Source organism: Salinibacterium sp. SWN139, from assembly GCF_015864625.1.
In the GTDB taxonomy this organism is placed as follows: Bacteria; Actinomycetota; Actinomycetes; order Actinomycetales; family Microbacteriaceae; genus Rhodoglobus.
This window is the reverse complement of record NZ_JADYWV010000002.1, coordinates 219,322-237,652: the sequence shown is the minus strand read 5'-3', so window position 1 is coordinate 237,652 and position 18,331 is coordinate 219,322. Positions and strand designations below refer to the sequence as shown.

The 18,331-nt window shown below is 59.7% G+C and carries 22 protein-coding genes and 1 pseudogene; 5 read left to right on the top strand and 18 right to left on the bottom strand.

Annotated elements, in window-relative coordinates; translation table 11 throughout:
* Positions 1-47: 47 nt before the first annotated feature.
* A complete protein-coding gene (locus tag I6E74_RS06265; protein ID WP_197124042.1) occupies positions 48-668 on the bottom strand; it encodes a recombinase family protein in 621 nt (206 codons plus the stop codon).
* 18 nt (positions 669-686) lie between these two features.
* Here I6E74_RS06265 and I6E74_RS06260 point away from each other — a divergent pair, with 18 nt between their 5' ends.
* Positions 687-884 carry a hypothetical protein gene (locus I6E74_RS06260; protein ID WP_197124040.1) on the top strand — a complete coding sequence of 66 codons (198 nt, stop codon included), beginning with the start codon at positions 687-689 and terminating at the stop codon, positions 882-884.
* A gap of 13 nt (positions 885-897) precedes the next feature.
* Here the strand turns inward: I6E74_RS06260 and I6E74_RS06255 are convergent, their stop codons facing one another.
* The 11 genes and pseudogenes from I6E74_RS06255 to I6E74_RS06205 all read right to left on the bottom strand — a co-directional run bounded on the left by I6E74_RS06255 (position 898) and on the right by I6E74_RS06205 (position 9,804).
* Positions 898-1,203 (bottom strand): hypothetical protein, encoded by a 306-nt coding sequence (locus I6E74_RS06255; RefSeq protein ID WP_197124038.1) that lies wholly within the window; start codon positions 1,201-1,203, stop codon positions 898-900.
* A 26-nt stretch (positions 1,204-1,229) separates the two neighbouring features.
* On the bottom strand, positions 1,230-1,397 hold the full coding sequence (locus I6E74_RS06250) for a hypothetical protein (RefSeq protein ID WP_197124036.1): 168 nt from the start codon (positions 1,395-1,397) through the stop codon (positions 1,230-1,232).
* Positions 1,398-1,888: 491 nt separating this feature from the next.
* The gene (locus I6E74_RS06245; protein ID WP_197124034.1) at positions 1,889-3,337 is read right to left on the bottom strand and encodes a phage/plasmid primase, P4 family; all 1,449 of its coding nucleotides are present in this window, start codon (positions 3,335-3,337) and stop codon (positions 1,889-1,891) included.
* The gene (locus tag I6E74_RS06240; RefSeq protein WP_197124032.1) at positions 3,330-4,157 is read right to left on the bottom strand and encodes a bifunctional DNA primase/polymerase; all 828 of its coding nucleotides are present in this window, start codon (positions 4,155-4,157) and stop codon (positions 3,330-3,332) included. Before I6E74_RS06240 ends, I6E74_RS06245 begins: the two co-directional genes overlap by 8 nt.
* On the bottom strand, positions 4,150-4,290 hold the full coding sequence (locus tag I6E74_RS06235; RefSeq protein ID WP_197124030.1) for a hypothetical protein: 141 nt from the start codon (positions 4,288-4,290) through the stop codon (positions 4,150-4,152). Before I6E74_RS06235 ends, I6E74_RS06240 begins: the two co-directional genes overlap by 8 nt.
* Before the next feature lie 991 nt (positions 4,291-5,281).
* Positions 5,282-5,689 (bottom strand): hypothetical protein, encoded by a 408-nt coding sequence (locus I6E74_RS06230; RefSeq protein WP_197124028.1) that lies wholly within the window; start codon positions 5,687-5,689, stop codon positions 5,282-5,284.
* Between the two features lie 289 nt (positions 5,690-5,978).
* Positions 5,979-6,314, bottom strand: a complete 336-nt coding sequence (locus I6E74_RS06225; RefSeq protein WP_197124026.1) for a hypothetical protein — start codon at positions 6,312-6,314, stop codon at positions 5,979-5,981.
* A 275-nt stretch (positions 6,315-6,589) separates the two neighbouring features.
* A complete protein-coding gene (locus tag I6E74_RS06220; protein WP_197124024.1) occupies positions 6,590-7,732 on the bottom strand; it encodes a hypothetical protein in 1,143 nt (380 codons plus the stop codon).
* Between the two features lie 194 nt (positions 7,733-7,926).
* Positions 7,927-8,850 (bottom strand): annotated as a pseudogene (locus tag I6E74_RS14720) (YifB family Mg chelatase-like AAA ATPase); the annotation flags it as partial.
* Positions 8,847-9,203, bottom strand: a complete 357-nt coding sequence (locus tag I6E74_RS06210; RefSeq protein WP_197124022.1) for a YraN family protein — start codon at positions 9,201-9,203, stop codon at positions 8,847-8,849. The pseudogene I6E74_RS14720 and the gene I6E74_RS06210, both read right to left, overlap by 4 nt.
* Before the next feature lie 94 nt (positions 9,204-9,297).
* Positions 9,298-9,804, bottom strand: a complete 507-nt coding sequence (locus I6E74_RS06205; protein WP_197124020.1) for a hypothetical protein — start codon at positions 9,802-9,804, stop codon at positions 9,298-9,300.
* A gap of 102 nt (positions 9,805-9,906) precedes the next feature.
* On the opposite strand from I6E74_RS06205, the gene I6E74_RS06200 reads away from it, so the two are divergent.
* A complete protein-coding gene (locus I6E74_RS06200; protein WP_197124018.1) occupies positions 9,907-10,455 on the top strand; it encodes a GNAT family N-acetyltransferase in 549 nt (182 codons plus the stop codon).
* Here I6E74_RS06200 and I6E74_RS06195 read toward each other — a convergent pair.
* Positions 10,415-11,029, bottom strand: coding sequence for a LysE/ArgO family amino acid transporter (locus I6E74_RS06195; protein WP_197124016.1), 615 nt, complete (start codon positions 11,027-11,029; stop codon positions 10,415-10,417). The two genes, I6E74_RS06200 and I6E74_RS06195, sit on opposite strands and share 41 nt — an antisense overlap.
* A 28-nt stretch (positions 11,030-11,057) precedes the next feature.
* On the opposite strand from I6E74_RS06195, the gene I6E74_RS06190 reads away from it, so the two are divergent.
* Entirely contained in the window at positions 11,058-13,988 is a 2,931-nt protein-coding gene (locus I6E74_RS06190) for an FAD-binding and (Fe-S)-binding domain-containing protein (protein ID WP_197124014.1), read from the top strand.
* Between the two features lie 59 nt (positions 13,989-14,047).
* Here the strand turns inward: I6E74_RS06190 and I6E74_RS06185 are convergent, their stop codons facing one another.
* The 5 genes from I6E74_RS06185 to I6E74_RS06165 form a co-directional block, all read right to left on the bottom strand.
* The gene (locus I6E74_RS06185; RefSeq protein WP_009772690.1) at positions 14,048-14,371 is read right to left on the bottom strand and encodes a DUF2469 domain-containing protein; all 324 of its coding nucleotides are present in this window, start codon (positions 14,369-14,371) and stop codon (positions 14,048-14,050) included.
* A gap of 22 nt (positions 14,372-14,393) precedes the next feature.
* Entirely contained in the window at positions 14,394-15,029 is a 636-nt protein-coding gene (locus I6E74_RS06180; protein ID WP_197124012.1) for a ribonuclease HII, read from the bottom strand.
* A gap of 3 nt (positions 15,030-15,032) precedes the next feature.
* Complete coding sequence (lepB, locus tag I6E74_RS06175) at positions 15,033-15,788, bottom strand: signal peptidase I (protein ID WP_197124010.1); 756 nt, start codon at positions 15,786-15,788, stop codon at positions 15,033-15,035.
* A 66-nt stretch (positions 15,789-15,854) separates the two neighbouring features.
* Positions 15,855-16,202, bottom strand: a complete 348-nt coding sequence (gene rplS, locus I6E74_RS06170; RefSeq protein WP_197124008.1) for a 50S ribosomal protein L19 — start codon at positions 16,200-16,202, stop codon at positions 15,855-15,857.
* 130 nt (positions 16,203-16,332) lie between these two features.
* Positions 16,333-16,818, bottom strand: coding sequence for an MFS transporter (locus tag I6E74_RS06165; protein WP_197124006.1), 486 nt, complete (start codon positions 16,816-16,818; stop codon positions 16,333-16,335).
* A gap of 31 nt (positions 16,819-16,849) precedes the next feature.
* Between I6E74_RS06165 and I6E74_RS06160 the strand changes: the two genes are divergently transcribed.
* Positions 16,850-17,515, top strand: a complete 666-nt coding sequence (locus I6E74_RS06160; RefSeq protein ID WP_231604814.1) for a TetR/AcrR family transcriptional regulator — start codon at positions 16,850-16,852, stop codon at positions 17,513-17,515.
* Positions 17,512-18,279: a type I methionyl aminopeptidase gene (map, locus tag I6E74_RS06155; protein WP_197124004.1), complete on the top strand. Its 768-nt coding sequence runs from the start codon at positions 17,512-17,514 to the stop codon at positions 18,277-18,279. Before I6E74_RS06160 ends, map begins: the two co-directional genes overlap by 4 nt.
* Positions 18,280-18,331 lie beyond the last annotated feature (52 nt).

The window sequence follows — 18,331 nt, the reverse complement described above, 5'->3', positions numbered from 1 at the left end:
TTCTCATATTGGCAGCGATGGAGAGATCCCGCACTCCCCCGTTTTGGCTACCTGCGTGCGTTGGCGATGTTCCTGACGCTTGCAGGATGCCATTTACTGCCTCCAGCAGGTAGCGGCACTCGGCAATCGTTGAGCACGTCGGCGATTGCTCGATAGGTGCGACCCTCGTTGCGCAGTGTCTGGATGCGTGCGACAGTCACCGGGTCTTGCCGCGAAGGTGCACCGAGTCGAACGCCCTTGGCTTTGGCAGCCGCGAGACCCTCGCGAGTTCGGAGCGCGATCATGTCACGCTCCCACTCAGCGACTGCGGCGACCACGTTCGCAACCAACTTGCCAGCCGGATTCGTAGTGTCGACTCCCAAGTCGAGCATGATCAAACCCCAGCCCTCGTTGCTTGCGGTCGTCAGGATTCCCGAGAAGTCATGGACGGACCTAGTGAGTCTGTCGAGCTTCGACACGACAAGGGCAATAGCGTCGCCTCGTTTCAGGATTCTGAGAGCTTCGCGAACTGCCGGACGGTCGAGAGACTTTCCGGAACGTCCGGAGTCTTCGAGCCAGATTACGTCCCAACCCCTCCGAGTCGCTTCGAGACTGATCGCAGCTCGTTGTGCACCAATGCCGTACTCCTGGTCTGCGGTGGAGACACGGAGATAGCCGATCACCTTCATGCTGCGCTACCTTCAGTTATGCCTTTGATCGAGAAACAGCACATCGTCCAAGCCTTCGGTATCAGCCGCGATGAAGCGATTGCCGACCTCAACTCAAAGCTCGACGCCTTGCCGATAGTCCGTATCGTGAGCATGGTCTCGTCAAGCGTGCCTGTAACCGTGATGGGGAATACGGTCAGCACCGTTGCGCTCATCGCTGTAGTCGAAGAGGTCTGAGTCCACTGAGCGCTCACGGCGCGACCGTGCCTTCGAGCAGGCAGTAGATGTCACCCTCGACGTACTGCAGAACAGCTCCGGTTGCTGGGTGCTTTGCGGTGTACACGTAGTCACCGTCTGAGAACTTGATTGACCACTCGGCATCGCTAAGTGCGCTTGCAAGGTCGTCGTCGGCACCGTCAGGGAAAAATGCGTCTCCACTCGACCGTTGAGTAAACGTGTCGAGTATGAGCTTGACCCCGGCAAAGGTGGTCGGCTTGTCAGTGCGAATGAGAGCCAGCGTGTGGTCGTAGCGCTTCCAGTAAAGATCTTGAGCCATGGAATCGTTCCTTCTGTCGAGACGCACTAGAAACGACGAGCGAACTCTGCCTCTACGTCGTTGTCGTCAGACTCAGAGTCGAGCCAGAGAACAGCCTCGGCTTCGGTGATGTTGAGGTCTTCGGCAATACGCGAGATATATGCAGCAGAGTAGGCCACGATCGTTCCTTCGTTGCGTCGTTGAGATTCGTACATATGTTCGAACCTGTTACAACAATTCAACTAGGAGGGCGACCCAATGTAAACCATTCCAACGATTGCTTTACAAGCCTCTGATCAGGTCTTTCTCTAAGGCATTGGAGAGCTGATGCCACCTATTCGCCAGCGCGACGACAGCGTTACCTAAGGGCACGTTGATCGATCAATACCAAACGTACGAGCAACCATCTCAGCGCGTGACTCAGCATCAGCTAGAGCGCATTCAGCTGGACATCGAAGGTAGATTTTTTATCCCAACTCCAAGGATGGGAAAGCTAGGCAAACCCTCCCCTAGAGTCGCGTCTAGGCCTCCACCTTCCGTAGGTGCTGGAATTCGTAAGCTGAATTGAGCCTTGCAGATTTACAGAAAACAGGACCCCTATAGTTTCTGTTTATTTTTATTGGGGCTAAATAATAGAAATATAGGGGAGCCCATTTCTTGCAAGTCCGCAAGGAACAGACGCCCCTATATCCCTCAAATGCGTGATTTAGACGCCGTATGCCAGATTGAAGTGATCCGACAGGCTAGATTCACGAAGTCGCAACCCCACTAGATAGCGACCGTCGCGACGAACGTTGCCGTGACCCATCCCCTTAGCAACGCTCTCGATTCGCCTAAAGAGAGCTTGCGACGAGAGAGTACCCGGCCCCTTCTTAGGTGCGTTAGGTCGAAGGCTGTGGTACTTCGCGCTCACGTCGCTGGTTGGCGTGTAGGCGTTCTCGTCGAACTCGCACCAGTCTCTAACGAACGCTGCCACGTGGTCATAGCGCCGTTCAGCCTCAAGCATGGCGTTACGAACTGCGGCCGGAACATGCTCCAAGGTGAAAACCTTACTCATGGCGGCCAGGTCTTGGTGGTACTCCCTCGCTCCACGAATCAGCACCGCTAGAACTCCCCTAGCTTCGTTCTCTACGATGTGTTCTTTGAGACCGAGAATCCGTTCTTCTACCGGAACAGTGGGTCCTGACTTGATCACGATCAGCCGTCGTGCAATTGCCGGTTCCCATCGTTCGATGTTCACGCTGTCTTCGTTCACTGCAACGAAGAGAGTCCACGTGACAGGAACGTCGCGCTCGTTAGACCACAGCGCGCGCATGGATGCCGATCCTGAACCAGTCAGCGACTTGATGGCGTACTCGTCGACATCGAGGCCTTGAGCCGCTTCGGTGATCGCAGTGAAGTGTTTCCCAGCCAGCTTGTCGAGTGCTGTCGTGTGCGGCCCATACTGCGACTTCGCGATCACTTCCGGTTTGATCGTGGAGGTCGCGTACTCCGACCCAAGGACAGCAGCGACCGTTTCGAGCACCTGCGATTTGCCGGTGTTCGTTTCGCCCTCGATCAAGAACGCGACTTGCTCCGGGTTTCGACCAAGCATCGAGTACCCAATCGCCTTTCGCATGAAAGCTCCCGTTCGACCAGTCGCATCGCACGCAACCATCCGATTGAGCAGTGCCTCGAATCGTGGCGCCTTCTCCTGTGGTTCATATGGGTACGGAACGAGTCGCGTGATTTTCTGTTTCGGATCAGCCGGGCTGAGCGTGGACGTGCGGAGATCGACAGTGCCGTTGGTGGCGTTCAGCAGATACGGGATTGTGTCGAACTCGGAGGCCGAGACCCAGAGTTCGCGCTCGGCTTTTGCGGCCGACAACATCGCGCTGATTCGAGCACTCGATTGACTCTGTTTAGCCCAGTCTCTGAGAGAGTCGCGAATGGACTCGTTCTGTTCCCGCGCCACCTCGTCGTCAATAGTGAAAACGACTTCCTTGGCGAGTTCGCGAACGCGTGCGTCAGAGCGTCCAGATACACGCATCCAACGTCGCGTATCCCAAAGGAACCAAATGTCGGTGTCAGGGTCGTAGAGCACACGATCGCGCATCAGCTCGCGAAAACGAATGCCGTTGGCTATATCGGTAGTTCGCAGCTTGGACTCACTCATGGTCCCCTCCAATGCGCTTTGCCCAGTTGAGCTGGGTTTCTATCTCCGGACCGATACTGTTCTTGGCGCGCTCGATCTGTTGCTCGACCTTCGCCCACGGGAACGGGTCACCGGGTGGGTTGTCGGTCTGTAGCCACACCTCGTAAGAGATCCGATGCACAAGGTCCATGTGCGGGTAGTGGGTGCGAGTCAGCTTCCAGACAAGGGCATTGAAGCCGTTGTCTCGTTGACCAAGCCGGAAGCCATGTTCGCGCAGCCAATCAACTTTCGGCAGCTCGACAGCAGTCCCTCCCCCAGCACTTCCACTTGATAGAGCCGGCACTCGCCAGCCTCGAATCGCAGTCAGCAGAGCTTTAGGCGCTAGAGGAATCTCGTTCAGCGAGCCACGAGTGAGCCTGTAGGTGCGCTCTCCGTGGTCGCCGTCGCGGATAGTTCCTGGTCCTGCGACTTGGTGCCCACCATCAGCCTTGACGTCTAGGTGAGGCAGCCAAGGGACTTTACTGGGCAGGCTACCTTCGTACGCGAAGTAGAGGTGTGCTCCAGAGTAGGTTTCGACCAACGGCAGGTTCGAAAGGTCGAGAGACAAGAGTTCGGTTATCCGGATGAGACTGTCAAAACCTCCAAAGCCGTAAGCGTCACCCTTCGTATCGATGTCGAGTACTCCGATGCCGTGGCCTGTCAGAACTCCCCAGTTGCAGCGAGGAAACTCTTCACGCCAGCGTTCAAGGACAGCAGGGTCCGCAGAGGCTAGCCCCGGCCAGTTCCTTACCGCTGGAATGTTGGTTCCTGCACGCAGGGGAAGGTAGCGCAACTCATTCACGAGCGCCTCCAACGAAAACTGCTGAGGTCGCGATCTCAAGCGCGAGACAGAGCACGACGCCCCACTCAACCTCGTGATCTGACGAAATGTCGGCACCGATGATTTCAGCGGTCAACTCGTTACTGTTCGGCACTGTCCACCTCCCCCACTCGCAAGAAAGAAACGAACCAATCGACGAATTCGTCGGGAATTGGCGCGGTTGGCTCCACGGCCGGGGCGCTCATGACTCGCACTCCAAACGGAGGTCTCTAACGCGGTTGATGAGCAGCGAAGGCTGCAGCAGAACGTCGATCGGAATGCCGGCCAGCGAGAGCTCTATTGCTCGGATTACGTTGGCGCTCGGATACCTGCGGCCATAGATGATGTTTTGGACATCAGATTTACTGACAGCTTCGTCGTCAGGCAGGAACGATGAAACTGCTTCGGCGAAAGTTTCAGATGTGTAATCGTGAAACGGAATGAACTTGGCGAGTTGCTGTCGCCTAAACGGGAGTACCACGTGGACCGTCCAAAGGATAGTTACCTATCCCGCGTCCTCGGCCCCCCGGATTGCTTTCAGCCCGAGCGAAGTTAGTACCTGAGACTCTGATCGCAGAGCCTCTAGCGGCATTCGGGAGAATTGCTTCGATCCCGATACAAACAATTGTATCAGGCGTTGTAATGGAGTGTTGGACTTTTTTCGAAGTCGACGAATCGTACAATCGAGTCCACCCACGAGCCAGCAGCACACTACGGAGCGTTGCTGAGCGTCGACCTGAGCGACTATCTCGCAGCCCTTGATCGATTCGATACCAAGAAACCTAAGACTCTCTATCGTCGCGCTCTCGTATGTATTCGAGGGCTTCGGATTCATACCGGAATGCACGACATGCGCAGTCTCGGGTTCCATGAGGGACAGGCGGACAGCTTGGCGCGACCGCGAACACGAGCCGAGGAGGGCTGTTCCAACCCTGCGCCGTTGTTCGCCGGATTCTCCAACCGTGCGAACCTACAAATCGGACCACTGAGTTCTTCTCGAAGCCAAGTGCTCTCGGTGCTTGCTCGGTGGGTCGAGAGGGTTCGGCTGTTCGTCGGGCTTCGATTCACCCGGCGAGAACTCTGCAGAATCTGTTTCAGCGTCGATGTCACTCATCTCGGTTTCCCCTCGAAGGGTGCTCAACGGCATTGTTCATTTTCGACTTGCCGTAGCTCAAGATTCCGCCATCACCGCCGTTTATCGGTCCAATACGTGGACCGTCGAATTCTGGACGCAAGGGCTCCACTGGGGGAAACGTTTCTTCCGAAGTATCTTCAATGACGACGGCATCTTCGATCTGCTCAGAGTCGTGCTGCCGCGCCTCCGGTACTTCCGTCAGAATATGCTCCATCGTGACCTCCCACGGCTTAGATTGGGTGTGCTCGACAGTCATGCCCTTGCCGTAGCCGGTTCTATCCAAGACCATGCTGATCGCACGAAGCTTGTCGCCGTCGCCGGTGCTCGGAGCTGAGAGAATTTTGCCTAGCTCGACTAGCGCTGGTTCGATCATGTACATCAAACGCTCTTTGGCCTTGCGCTGAATATGCGCAGCAGCACCGCCGTGTTTCTTGCAGACAGTGCCACCCCGGATTGGGGAATTTTTGCACTGCTCACCGTTCCGGCGCGTGTACTTACAGCGAGGCTTGACGAGTCCATCAAGCGCTTTGGCGATTACATCGTTGGGCTTGTACTTTGCCCCTCCGTGAGCTTGACAAGTTTTTGAGCCGTGGACTGGAGCACGTTGGCAGGGATTGCCAGCGTTGGGACCGTTCGCTGTTACCGCGGCGCATTTCGCTCTATCCATGTCAAACTCCCGACGTCGCAACTTGAAGAACGGCGCCGTGCTCAAAGATTGCAATTTCGGCGCAAGAGCCGCAGAGGTCGACCTGCACAATGTATTGCCCAAACGCCACCCAGAACGGCACGAGTGCGGCGTTAGTAGAAACGTTGCACTTGACGCAATTCTCGATAACCGAAGCTCTGGCCAGCGGACTCTGGTCCTTGCGGTCACGCTCGTGAGCGGAGTCAAACCGGAGGTTGCGGCAACGAACAATCGGTACTGGGTTGATAGCAAGATCACCGTCGAGATGTGTCATGGCGTCGGCGATGCGCGCTCCTAGGTAGGTCTGGGGATCGCGCATATAGCGATTGTGGGGAGCTAACCTCAGCGCGTGTTGACGCTCTGCGACCCACTGATCAGTCTGTGGGCTGCTGCGTGTTTTTATCGCAGCATGGAGATCTTGCGGTGAGACATCTGGAGTGAGTCCGAGAGATTCGAGAAATGTCATTAGAGGTGGTCCCTTCTAAGAGGTCCGTTGGATGAAGAGCGCCGGTGCCGGACCACGAACACCGGCGCTCTAGAGTGAAGCCGTCGAGCGAAAGAGGGAGTGAAATTCTCAACGGCAACAGGTTGGGCCTACGACGGCCATTCGGGATTGACGTACGAACCCGAAGCCTTGATTTGCGTTACGGCCGCAGCCGAACGATTCCGAATGCCAGCACCGAAGCCTCGCTCATACGACGCTCCAATTAGTGGGTACGCCGAATTCTCGGAGTGAAGAAGCAGTCCTTGACCTTCTTTACGCGGGAACTGACGGAATGCCACTGGGTTACGTCCGCTACCCGGCCCAGCAGTCGCAACCGCGATCAGATAACCCTGAGGCACGAGGTAGTCGCTGTGAATCCAGGCGTCTCCGTAAGATCCCTCAATCGAGAGATTCTTGTACGTCGAAGGCGCTTTGTCTCCAACGATTGCAGCATCAGTCAAGTACGCAGGCGCCGAGACCGAAGGAATGAAATCGTAAGGATTCATCGCGGCGTTGGCCGAGTCGTACCGGAACGTGCGGATGACCTCAAAGTCGCTCGGGTGAACGAATATGACAATCTGCTCCCCGGAAGCGCGGACACCGAAGCCGTGCTCTTGGATAGTGTCGATCTGTTGCTTCAGGTCGCCGCCGTCAACGGTTGCAGCACCAGACACTAGGTAGTGCTGATGCCCTGCTGTGAACGTTTTCCCGCCGTAAGGCGTTGGAGTGGAATCCGACAGTCCGTCCCAGAGCGCGAAAACCGGCAGACCCTCAGGCGAAACTAAACGGCTCCCGGTGTTCGCCGGTTTTGCTGTGAGCGCCTGCATGATTCCGCCAAAGAGGTGGCGATTGTCAGCTTCGAGAATTGCGCTGTGCTGCGCTCGAAGCTGTTCAGAGCTAACTTCGCGGAGATAAGCGCGCGTGTATCGCAGAGCCATGTCGAACCACTCGAAGCCATATCCCATGCGGAGATAGTCGGGCTTCGCGCGTCCGGCACTTGCAAGACCGAACTGGGACGCCTGCTCGAACTTGATTGAGTTACTGATGTCGTCAGTGACCAATGCGTAAGCATCGGTAGTGTCGAACGAGAACAGCGCTTGGAAGGCTGTGCGCCCACTGTTCCATTCGCTCAATGCATCTTGGAATTCGTTCCAGATAACGTTGAGAGACACACCGTCAACAGTTTGAGTGAGATCTGATCTCACGTTGAAGCCGCGATCGGCTCCGTAGATGTCAGGGAATACAACTTCCATGGCAACTCCTTAGATTCGTGGTTGAGTCACGAGACCACGGGTCCACGTGTAGCTCCGCCTTGCGAGAGGGAGTGAATCTCTAACCTCAAGCGCTCTGCGGTTGCGCGGTCCACCGCTGGTAGTTGCCGTTATCAAATATTGTATTAGGCCTCGTACCTTATGTATAGGGTTGCACCGTTGTAAATCCTATTGTTTGACTCATCGAGAAAGAGCACTCCGTCGGAGGCTCGGGCGGCAGCCCCCGGACGAATCTGCGAGCTGCCGCCTCCCACGAGCGCCGCGGCCGTCGCCGTGTGATGGGGTGCTTCGAGGGGTGGTCGGGTGGTGAGGCTGCTCCCCACCGGCAACCCGGCTAACGAGCGAATGGAGGAGACTTCGAGAGCTGCTTGGGGGTCGAGGTCGGGCAAGAGCCCGGGCAGTCGCGCGGCAAGCATGGTTTTGCCAGCCCCGGGAGGGCCGAGCAGGAACACGTGGTGGCCACCGGCGGCGGCGACGAGCATTGCGTCGATCGCATCGCTACTGCCGATCATGTCGGCAAGGTCGCCACCGGTGTCCGGGGCCGCCTCGGGGGTGGGTCGTGTAATCACCTCAACGGGCTCAGGCTCGAATTCTCCGCCATGCCAAATGGCGGCATCCCGCAGTGACGGCATTGCGATCACTCGCATGTCTGGCACGAGCGACGCTTCATCGGCATTACCGCTCGGCACCATCACTGTGGTGAATCCGGCCCGCGATGCGGCGAGCACTGCGGGCAGCACACCGTTCACTGGACGCAAGCGCCCATCAAGACCGAGTTCTCCGATATGAAGCACCCGGTCGATCGATTCTGCAGAGATAGTTCCGGAGGCGGCGAGCGCCGCGACGGCTATCCCCAGGTCGAAACCGGAGCCGTGTTTGGGCAACGCAGCCGGCGACAGGTTGACGGTGATTTTGCGGTTGGGCAGCCCGCAGCCGGAGTTCGTCGCTGCGGCCCGCACGCGGTCTTTCGCTTCGCCAAGCGCAGTATCGGGCAAGCCGATGAGCACGAATCCGGGAAGGTTGTTGGAGAGGTCTGCTTCTATCTCGACGATCGCACCCTCGAGGCCGAGTAGGGAGACGGCGTAGGTTCTGCCGATCACGAGATGCGCATCAAGTGTTCGATCTCCACGACTCCGCGCGAGGGCAGAATCACCGCAACGGCATCGATGCGCACGGAAGTACCAGATCCCGGATGATCGTCACACCAAGCCGCAGCAAGTCGTCGCAGACGTGCGAGTTTCGTGGCAGTGATCGATTCGAACGGATGCCCGAACAGCACACTCGAACGAGTCTTGACCTCGACGAACACGAGCTCGTTGCGCTCGCGCGCCACAATGTCGAGTTCGCCCTGTGAGCACCGCCAATTGCGATCGAGGATCTCGAGCCCTGCACTGATGAGGTGGTCGGCGGCGAGGGTCTCGCCGTGCGCGCCTAGTTCGTCTTTTGCTGCCATGGCTCAAGAGTCGCGCCTGAGCATGCCCAAGAACGTGGCCCAGCACGAATGGGAGAAGACTTCCCCGCGTGACGAACTGGGGAGGACTAGTTACCTAATCGGCAGCACTCGCCGCTTCGAACACCGAGACGCTGAACCGAGCACCGTCGTCAACGGTAACCCTCAGCGTCAACGTCGACAGGTCACCCTCGAGAGACGAAGTGAGATAGGTCGATGCTGGTGTGCCCCGCTCACTGGCGCAGTTACTCGCCCACGTGCTATCCACGACCGTTTCACCAGAAACCAACGCCACTTCATACGGGGTGCTCCTGTCGCAGCCAATCGCGAGAAAGAGTTGGTCGACGGAGTCACCGAGAGGAGGCAGTGAGTATTCGTGTGAGCCGGAATCCACTTGCTCGAAGAGCACCGAGTACGGAGAGTCAGGGTTCAGAAAGTTAGAGTCAGCGCTGAGCAGTGGCATTTCCCACTTGCTCCCCTCTGTCACGACGCCAGACTCGCCCGACTGCCCCGATGATTCGGCTGCGTGGGGCTCAGCTGACACGCACCCGGCAAGGCCGAACACCACCGCGATACCGATAAGAGCGACTTCACAACTGCGCATAGTTGATTTCTAGCACGCCGCGACCCCACTGCCCAGAGAAGGTAATAAATTTTCATTAAAGCTTCATGGATGATGACACCGCACTCGGGGTATCGTGCCGGTATGACGAGCGATTCGGAGCGCAACGTATGGCTTGAGCGGTGGCAGGTCGACGATCTTCCCGTGCTCGAACGCAGCAACACTCCCGAGATGACCGTCTATCTCGGCGGGCCCGAAAGCGATCAACAGATCGTCACCAGACATGCCCAGTTTTTGCATCTGTGGGAGACGGGCGACGCGCGCATGTTCCGCATCCGGTCATCCTCGGCGCCAGAGCCGGTGGGTTCTGTGGGGTACTGGAAGAAGCGGTGGCGCGACCGCGATGTCTACGAAACCGGGTGGAGCGTGCACTCCGCCCATCAGGGCCACGGCATAGCGTCCACCGCCCTCTCCGAATGCCTGCAGCACGCGGCAGACCATGGCGAACGGGATCAGGTTTTTGCGTTTCCTCGCACCGACAACGCGGCATCCAATGCTCTGTGTGCCCGCACTGGTTTCACGCTCGTGGGCGAAGCTGACTTCGAGTATCCGAAGGGGCATCCCATTCGAGTCAATGAGTGGATGTTCGACCTCACAGCCCGGCGAGCAAACTCGCTGCCAGCACAACCATGATGACGGCGATCAGGATGTCGAGCACCCGCCATGCCACCGGCTTGGCGAAGAGCGGTCGTAGATACCGGCTGCCGTAGCCGATCGCCGTGAACCAGATCACGCTGCCGAGACACGCTCCGAGGGCAAACCACCACCGGTTGTCGCCATAGGTGCCGCCGATGGAGCCGAGCAGCAGCACGGTATCGATATACACGTGCGGGTTGAGCCAGGTGAGCGCGAGCGCTGTCGAGAGGGCTGCAGCGAGCGTCATCCCCGCCCCGGATGCTGTTGCGGTGAGTGCTTGCGGTCGGGCCGCCCGGCGAAGCGACAAGAACGCGTAGACGAGGAGGAAGAGCGCACCACCGACGCGGGCGATCACGAGCAGCCACCCCGCTTGCTCGATGAGGGCGCCGAGTCCCGCGACACCGGCGATGATCAGCACGATGTCAGAAAGCGTGCACACCAGCACCACTGCGGTGACGTGTTCGCGGCGCAATCCTTGCCGCAGAACGAAGGCGTTCTGCGCACCAATGGCGATGATCAGCGAGAGCCCAAAGCCGAATCCGGCAAGCACGATGGTGGCAATCAGGGGCATGAAATGACTCTAGAGGCACAATAGGAAGATGCCGGACACGTCTCTGCACCATCGCAGCGAAGTCGTTCACGCGCTCCGATCCGCCGTCGGTGGCGAAGTCGATGACTCCACGCGCCGCCGTGCCGAATACTCGAGCGATGCGTCGAACTATCGCGTCGTGCCGCAAGTGGTCGTGTTTCCGCGTGACACCGACGACGTGCTGGCGGCGCTCTCGGTCTCTCGCGACAGCGGCACTCCCCTTACCTCGCGCGGAGGCGGCACCTCAGTCGCGGGCAACGCCATCGGCACCGGCGTCGTGCTCGATTTCTCCCGCCATCTGAACCACGTTCTTGAAATCGACGCGGATGCTCGCACCGCCCGCGTGCAGCCCGGCACCGTCTTGGCGGCTCTCCAATCCGCCGCGCAGCCTCATGGTCTGCGCTTCGGCCCCGATCCCTCTACGTGGTCGCGCTGCACCGTCGGAGGCATGATTGGCAACAATGCCTGCGGAGCTCATTCCCTGCAGTTCGGCAAAACCGCCGACAACGTGAAGAGCCTTGACGTGGTCGATGGCCGCGGGCGGCGATTCACCGCCGCTAACGACCCGAGCATCGTTGACGGTCTCCCCGCCCTCGTCAGCGGCAACCTCGCGACAATCCGTACCGAGCTGGGGCGTTTCGGCCGTCAGGTGTCGGGCTACAGCCTCGAACACCTCCTGCCCGAACACAGCAACAACCTGGCCCGCAGTCTCGTGGGCACCGAAGGCAGTCTCGTGACCGTGCTCGAGGCGACCGTCGATCTCGTGGCTGAGCCCCAGCATCCGCTGCTCGTCGCCCTCGGCTACCCCGACATGGCGACTGCCGCCGACGCTGTTCCCGCGCTACTCGCTCACCACCCGACCGCCATCGAGGGCCTCGATGCCCGCATCGTGGATGCCGTCAGCCGCACGCGCGGAGCCCGCGCCGTTGCCGCCCTGCCCGCAGGCGCCGGCTGGCTGCTCGTCGAGATCACGGGCGACGACCCCGCCGAGACCCTCCAGCGCGCGAACCGTCTCGCCGCCGATGCTGAGGCAATCGAGTCCCGCGTCATCACCGATTCGGCGGCCGCGAAACAACTCTGGCGCATCAGAGAAGATGGCGCCGGGCTCGCCGGGCGCACGGCATCCGGAAAACAAGCGTGGCCCGGTTTCGAAGACGCCGCCGTGCCGCCTGAACGTCTCGGCGCCTACCTGCGCGACTTCGAAGCTCTGCTGGCCGACTACAACATTGAGGGGATGCCGTACGGCCATTTCGGCGACGGTTGCGTCCATGTGCGTCTCGATATTCCCCTCGCCACGGATGGCGCTGTTCTGCGAGCCTTCGTGGATGACGCCGCCACCCTCGTCGCGTCCCATGGCGGCTCGCTGTCGGGCGAACACGGCGACGGTCGGGCACGCAGCGAACTGCTGCCGCGCATGTATTCGCCCGCCGCAATCGAGCTCTTCGAGCAGTTCAAGCGCCTTTTCGATCCGAACAATCTGCTGAACCCGGGCATCGTCGTTGACCCGGCCCCGGTCGACGCTGCTCTGCGCCGGCCGGCCGCGCTCCCGCTGATCAAGGTCAACGGTTTTGCGTTCAGCGACAACGATGGCGATCTCACCACGGCCAGCCACCGCTGCATCGGAGTCGGCAAATGTCGCGCCGACAACTCAGCCAGCCACGGCGTCATGTGCCCATCGTTCTTGGCGACCGGCGACGAGAAAGATTCCACTCGCGGTCGCGCCCGCGTGCTGCAAGAAATGGCCAACGGCACCCTCGTGACGGGCGGCGTGAACTCGCCCGAAGTGCACGACGCCCTCGACCTCTGCCTCTCCTGCAAAGCCTGCGCCAGCGACTGCCCCGCCGGCGTCGACATGGCCACCCTCAAAGCCGAAGTGCTGCACCGCCGCTACGAGGGAAAACTTCGACCGCGCAGCCACTACCTCCTTGGCCAACTGCCGCGCTGGGCACGCCTGATCTCGCCGATCGCCCCGCTCGCGAACGCCCTATTGCGCGTGCCGCTTGTGCGACGCCTCGCCCTGTGGGCCGGTGGAATGGACGCTCGGCGCACGTTCCCCGCCTTCGCCCGTCACCCCTTCCGTTCGAGCTCCGAGGCTCGCGCCCTGCGCGCGGCACCCCCGGCCGAAGCAGCCACCGCAGGACGGGACGCCACCGCCGTCTCCGTGACAGCACCCGCTGATCGCGACCGCGTCGCGGACTGCGACTCAACCCCGCGCCCCCAAGTCCTCCTCTGGGCCGATTCGTTCACCGACAACTTCTCGCCGGACATCGCTCGCGCCACGATCCGTGTGCTGGATGCCGCCGGCTACGAGATTCTGCTTCCCGAGCGCGATGTGTGTTGCGGCCTCACCTGGATTACGACCGGGCAGTTGGCAGGCGCGCGCCAGAAGCTCACCGACCTGGTGAGCGAGTTCTCCGGCTATGTCGACCGCGGCATCCCGATCATCGGCATCGAGCCCTCGTGCACGGCCGTGTTGCGCTCCGACCTGACCGAGCTTCTGCCCGACAACCTCGCGGCGGCAGCAGTCGCCCGGTCAACCTTTACGCTCTCCGAGCTGCTCACCGCGCCGGCACCGCTGGGGCCAGCCAACTGGCAACCGCCCATCCTCAGCGACCAGACCTTCGTCGTTCAACCGCACTGCCACCAGCACGCCGTCATGGGTTTCGACGCCGATCGTGCCCTGCTCGCCAGCACGGGAGCCACCGTCACCGAGATCAGCGGATGCTGCGGGCTGGCCGGAAACTTCGGCATGGAGCAAGGGCACTACGACGTTTCGGTCGCGGTTGCCGAGAACGGCATCCTGCCTGCTCTGCGTGAAGCGGCATCCGGCAGCACGCTGGTGGCCGACGGCTTCTCGTGTCGCACTCAAGCGTCACAACTCGCGAACACCGAGGGCAAGCATCTCGCGGAGGTACTCGCCGCCGCGCTGCCCGAGCTCTAAAAGTTCAGCGAACGCCAGCCACCCGACCGACGTGTCAGCGGGCCAACCAGCGACACGCGCTATTCGTCGAGCGCGAGTTCCTTCGGCAGTTCGAGATCCTTGGCGCTGAGTTCTTCGATGTTGACGTCTTTGAACGTGAGCACGCGAACGCTCTTCACGAAGCGGTCGGAACGGTACACATCCCACACCCACACATCGGTCATCGAAAGTTCAAAGTAGAAGTCGTGCTCCGTATCGCGGCGCACCAAATCGACCTCATTGGCGAGGTAAAACCGCCGTTCCGTTTCAATGACAAAACGGAACTGGCTCACTACATCGCGGTATTCGCGATACAGCGCAAGCTCGACCTCGCGGTCGTAGTCTTCAAACTCGTCTTCATCCATGCTGCCTTTATTGTAGGCCGCACTACCGCAACCATGTGTGCCGATGAAGCTCGGTCGCGCCCAAACTTCGCACTGCCTCGAAGTGCGCCGCCGAACCGTAACCCTTGTTGCTCGGCCAGCCGTAGCCCGGGTACTCCCCGTCGGCCTCAATCATGAGTTTGTCGCGTTGCACTTTAGCCACCACGGATGCCGCAGCCACCGATACACAATCACGGTCGGCCTTGACGCGAGTGTGCACTCGCGGCGCAACAGTCAGGGCGCCGCTGAGCCAGTCGGTGCTGCCGTCCAACAGCACTATGGACGCCATGATGTCGAGCCCCGCTTCGTGGAGCTGGATAAGCGCGCGCTTACCGGCGAGCCCGAGGGCAGCGGTGATGCCGATGGCATCGATCTCGGTGGCATCCGCATAGCCCACGGCGGAGAGCGGCGCCCACTCGAGCGTGAGTGGCTCGAGGAGTTCGCGACGTTTCTGGCTGAGCATCTTGGAATCACGCAATCCCACAGGCCAGACGCCGTGTGCGGGCGTCATGGCGGTCATACCGACGCCGACGGGGCCCGCAATCGCGCCGCGCCCTACCTCGTCGCAGCCAATAACCGCCAGCGCGCCCGCCCGAAAGAGTTCGAGCTCAACGTCGCTATTCGGGTCTGCTACCGCCATCGTCTACTCGGCGTTCTGCGTGACCCGCTGGAACGTCGTGGAGTAGTTGTCGAGGACGCTCCACCGTTCGGTCGGCCAGCTGATGAGCATGGCGCGTCCGACAACAGAATCGATCTTCACGAAACCGCCAGTGGGATCGTCTTTGTGAAAGGCGGAGTCAGCAGAGTTATAGCGATTGTCACCCATCACCCAAATGGAGTCATCGGGAACGGTGACAGAGAAATCCTCTTGAGTGGCCTTAGTAACCGCATCGGGAAGCTTGATGTACGGCTCTTCCAGCGGGATGCCGTTGACAACAATTTGCCCAAATTCGTTGCAGCATTCCACGGTGTCGCCCGGGAGCCCGATGACGCGCTTGATGAGGTGATTGCTGCTGTCGGGAGCGCTCAGGCCGACGAAGGCGAGAACGCCATCCACTGCGCCGACAAACCAGTTCTGAGGTTCGGTGGAGATAGCGGGGAGCCAGCCGCCGGGATCAGTGAAGACAACGACGTCTCCGTGCTCAATCGCGAAAAGGTCAGGCTCAAGCTGGTTGACCAAGATGCGGTCATCGATCTGGAGCGTATTTTCCATCGACGACGACGGAATGTAGAACGACCGCACCAAATACGTCTTGATCAGAAAGGAGATCAGAATTGCCGCAACAAAGATGATGACTAAGTCGCGAAGGAAAAGCTTCCACCCGCCGGTCTTCTTGGCTGCATGGCGAGTACCGCCACGGCTGCCCGGCAGCGTGTTTTCAACAGTTTCGTTTGTCATTTAACCCCAAAGCTCCCAGCAAGCATATGCCGCTGGGAGCCGTTGGTTTGTGAATTGCGAGTCGTGTTAGTTGTCGCGCTTCTCTTTGATCTTTGCCTTCTTGCCGCGAAGATCGCGCAAGTAGTACAGCTTGGCGCGACGGACGAGTCCGCGCGATACAACCTCAATGTGGTCGATGACAGGCGAGTGAACCGGGAAGGTACGCTCTACGCCGACCTGGAAGCTGATCTTGCGGACCGTGAAGGTCTCGCGAACGCCGTGGCCGGAACGACCGATAACTACGCCCTGGAACACCTGAATACGCGAGCGCGTACCTTCGATGATGTTTACGTGAACCTTGACGTTATCGCCGGCACGGAAATCAGGAATGTTGTCTTTGAGAGACGCCTTGTCGACGTCATCGAGAATATGCATTAGTGATCGCTCTCTGCGCCCGCCATGAGTCGAACGCACTTAGTTAGATAAGAAAGTTTGTGCTTCAAGCGGTTACGACGCCCTCATGGCAGAGTCGTGCGCGAGCACAATCGATAATTCTGCCACAGATTTAGTCGAAATTACCATTCTCATCCGGTTCGAGGATGATCACGCGTCCATTGTCGAGCTTCTCCCCCGGGTAGGTCGGCCGTTGAGCATCGCGCTCGAAGCCCTCAACAAGGCTCGTGAAGCGGTTGCGCGTCTCGGTAACCAGCTGCCACAGGGCGATCCAGAACGCTGCAATAGCGACGATCACAATGAGGGCGGCCGGGAACGAGGCATCCACAAAGCCATAGATGATGATGGCCGCATGCCAGACCGTGAGCAGTCCGGCATCAATCCACGAGACGCTCTTCGAGTCGCGAACACTCTTGCGGGCGACCGTCAAACCGGCGATGGCGAGCAGCGCGAAAGCCAATATCGGGCACAGAATGAGGAACAGAACGAAGTCCCAGCCCACGCTCGACCCGTAGATTCCGCGCGCAATCAGCACCCACACGGGCAACACCAGTACCGCGATGAACTGCCAGTAATAAAACGCACGCCTGATCATCATGCTTCTCAGGGTATCTTCGATGTGATCAGGAATGCTGAGAAGCATCGAACCGAAAGACTTGGTGTCCCCCGTGCCCAACACCGCGATCGTTCGCACCGAACCAGTGCAGCAGCGAAGCGCAGAACGAATCAACGTCCTCCTCGATGCGGCCGCTGTACTGCTCGACGAAATAGGCATTGATGCCCTCACCACGAGTGAAGTCGCAAAGCGGTCACGCTCCTCGGTTGGCGTGATCTATCGCTACTTTCCCAACATCCAGTCGCTTCTTCGTGGCCTCGCGTCGCGAAACTTCGATAAGTATCGCGCCGGGCTTTCGGCAACCCTCGCGAAGCGTGCCACTACGGGCCTCGAAGCCCTCAACGCCGCCATCGATCTCTACGTTGAATTTTGCCGCACCGAACCAGGTTTTCGAGTGCTGTCGTTCGGCAACATCATCGACCGCCGTTTCAACGTTGATCGCAAGAGCAACAACACGGCGTTGGCAGAGATTTTGACCGATCTCCTTGTCACTACCTACAAGGTTCCCGCTTCGGATGCGCTCGCTTTCGATATCGAAGTGACGGTAGAAATCGCCGATTCACTGTTAGAGCGTGCATTCTTGTATGACCCGCGCGGTGAAGAACCGTTTATCGACAAGCTCCGAGAGTTCATTGCGCAACTCCTAGCACCGCACACGAAAGAGGCAGTTACCGCATGATCGAGTTGAGAACCCCCGCCGAAATCAATGAGATGAAGGCCGCTGGCGAGTTTGTGGCCAGCGTGCTGACCGCTACACAGGCAGCAACCAAGGTGGGCACCAACCTGCTCGAGATCGATGCCCTCGCCCACAGCATGATCCGCGAACGCGGCGCCGAGAGCTGCTACATCGACTACCACCCCTCGTTCGGCGCTTCACCGTTCGGCAAGGTCATCTGCACGTCGGTCAACGATGCCGCTCTGCACGGACTTCCCCACGACTACACGCTGAAGGATGGCGACCTCGTGAGCCTCGACTTTGCGGTCGCAGTTGATGGCTGGGTCGCGGACTCAGCCATCACCTTCGCTGTGGGCACACCCCGCGACGAAGATCTCAAACTCATGGATGCCACGTCGCGCGCCCTGGACGCCGGGATCGCCGCCGCGGTCGTCGGCAACCGCATCGGTGCTATTTCGGCCGCTATCGGAGACGTCGCCTACGGTGCCGGCTACGAAGTGAACTTGGACTTTGGCGGGCACGGCGTTGGCCGCGAAATGCACGGCGACCCACACATCCCCAACGATGGAAAAGCCCGTCGTGGAATGCCGCTCAAGCCAGGTCTCGTCTTTGCCATCGAGCCGTGGCTCATGATCGGCACCGACGACATTTACACGGATGACGACGGCTGGACGCTGCGCAGTGCTGACGGCTCGCGCGCGGCTCACTTCGAGCACACCGTTGCCGTGACTGCAGACGGCCCGCTCGTCCTTACCGCTCGCAAGTAGGGGCAGTCCGCGCGTTCAACCTCACCGCGTCGAGACCGCACCCCAGCGTTCT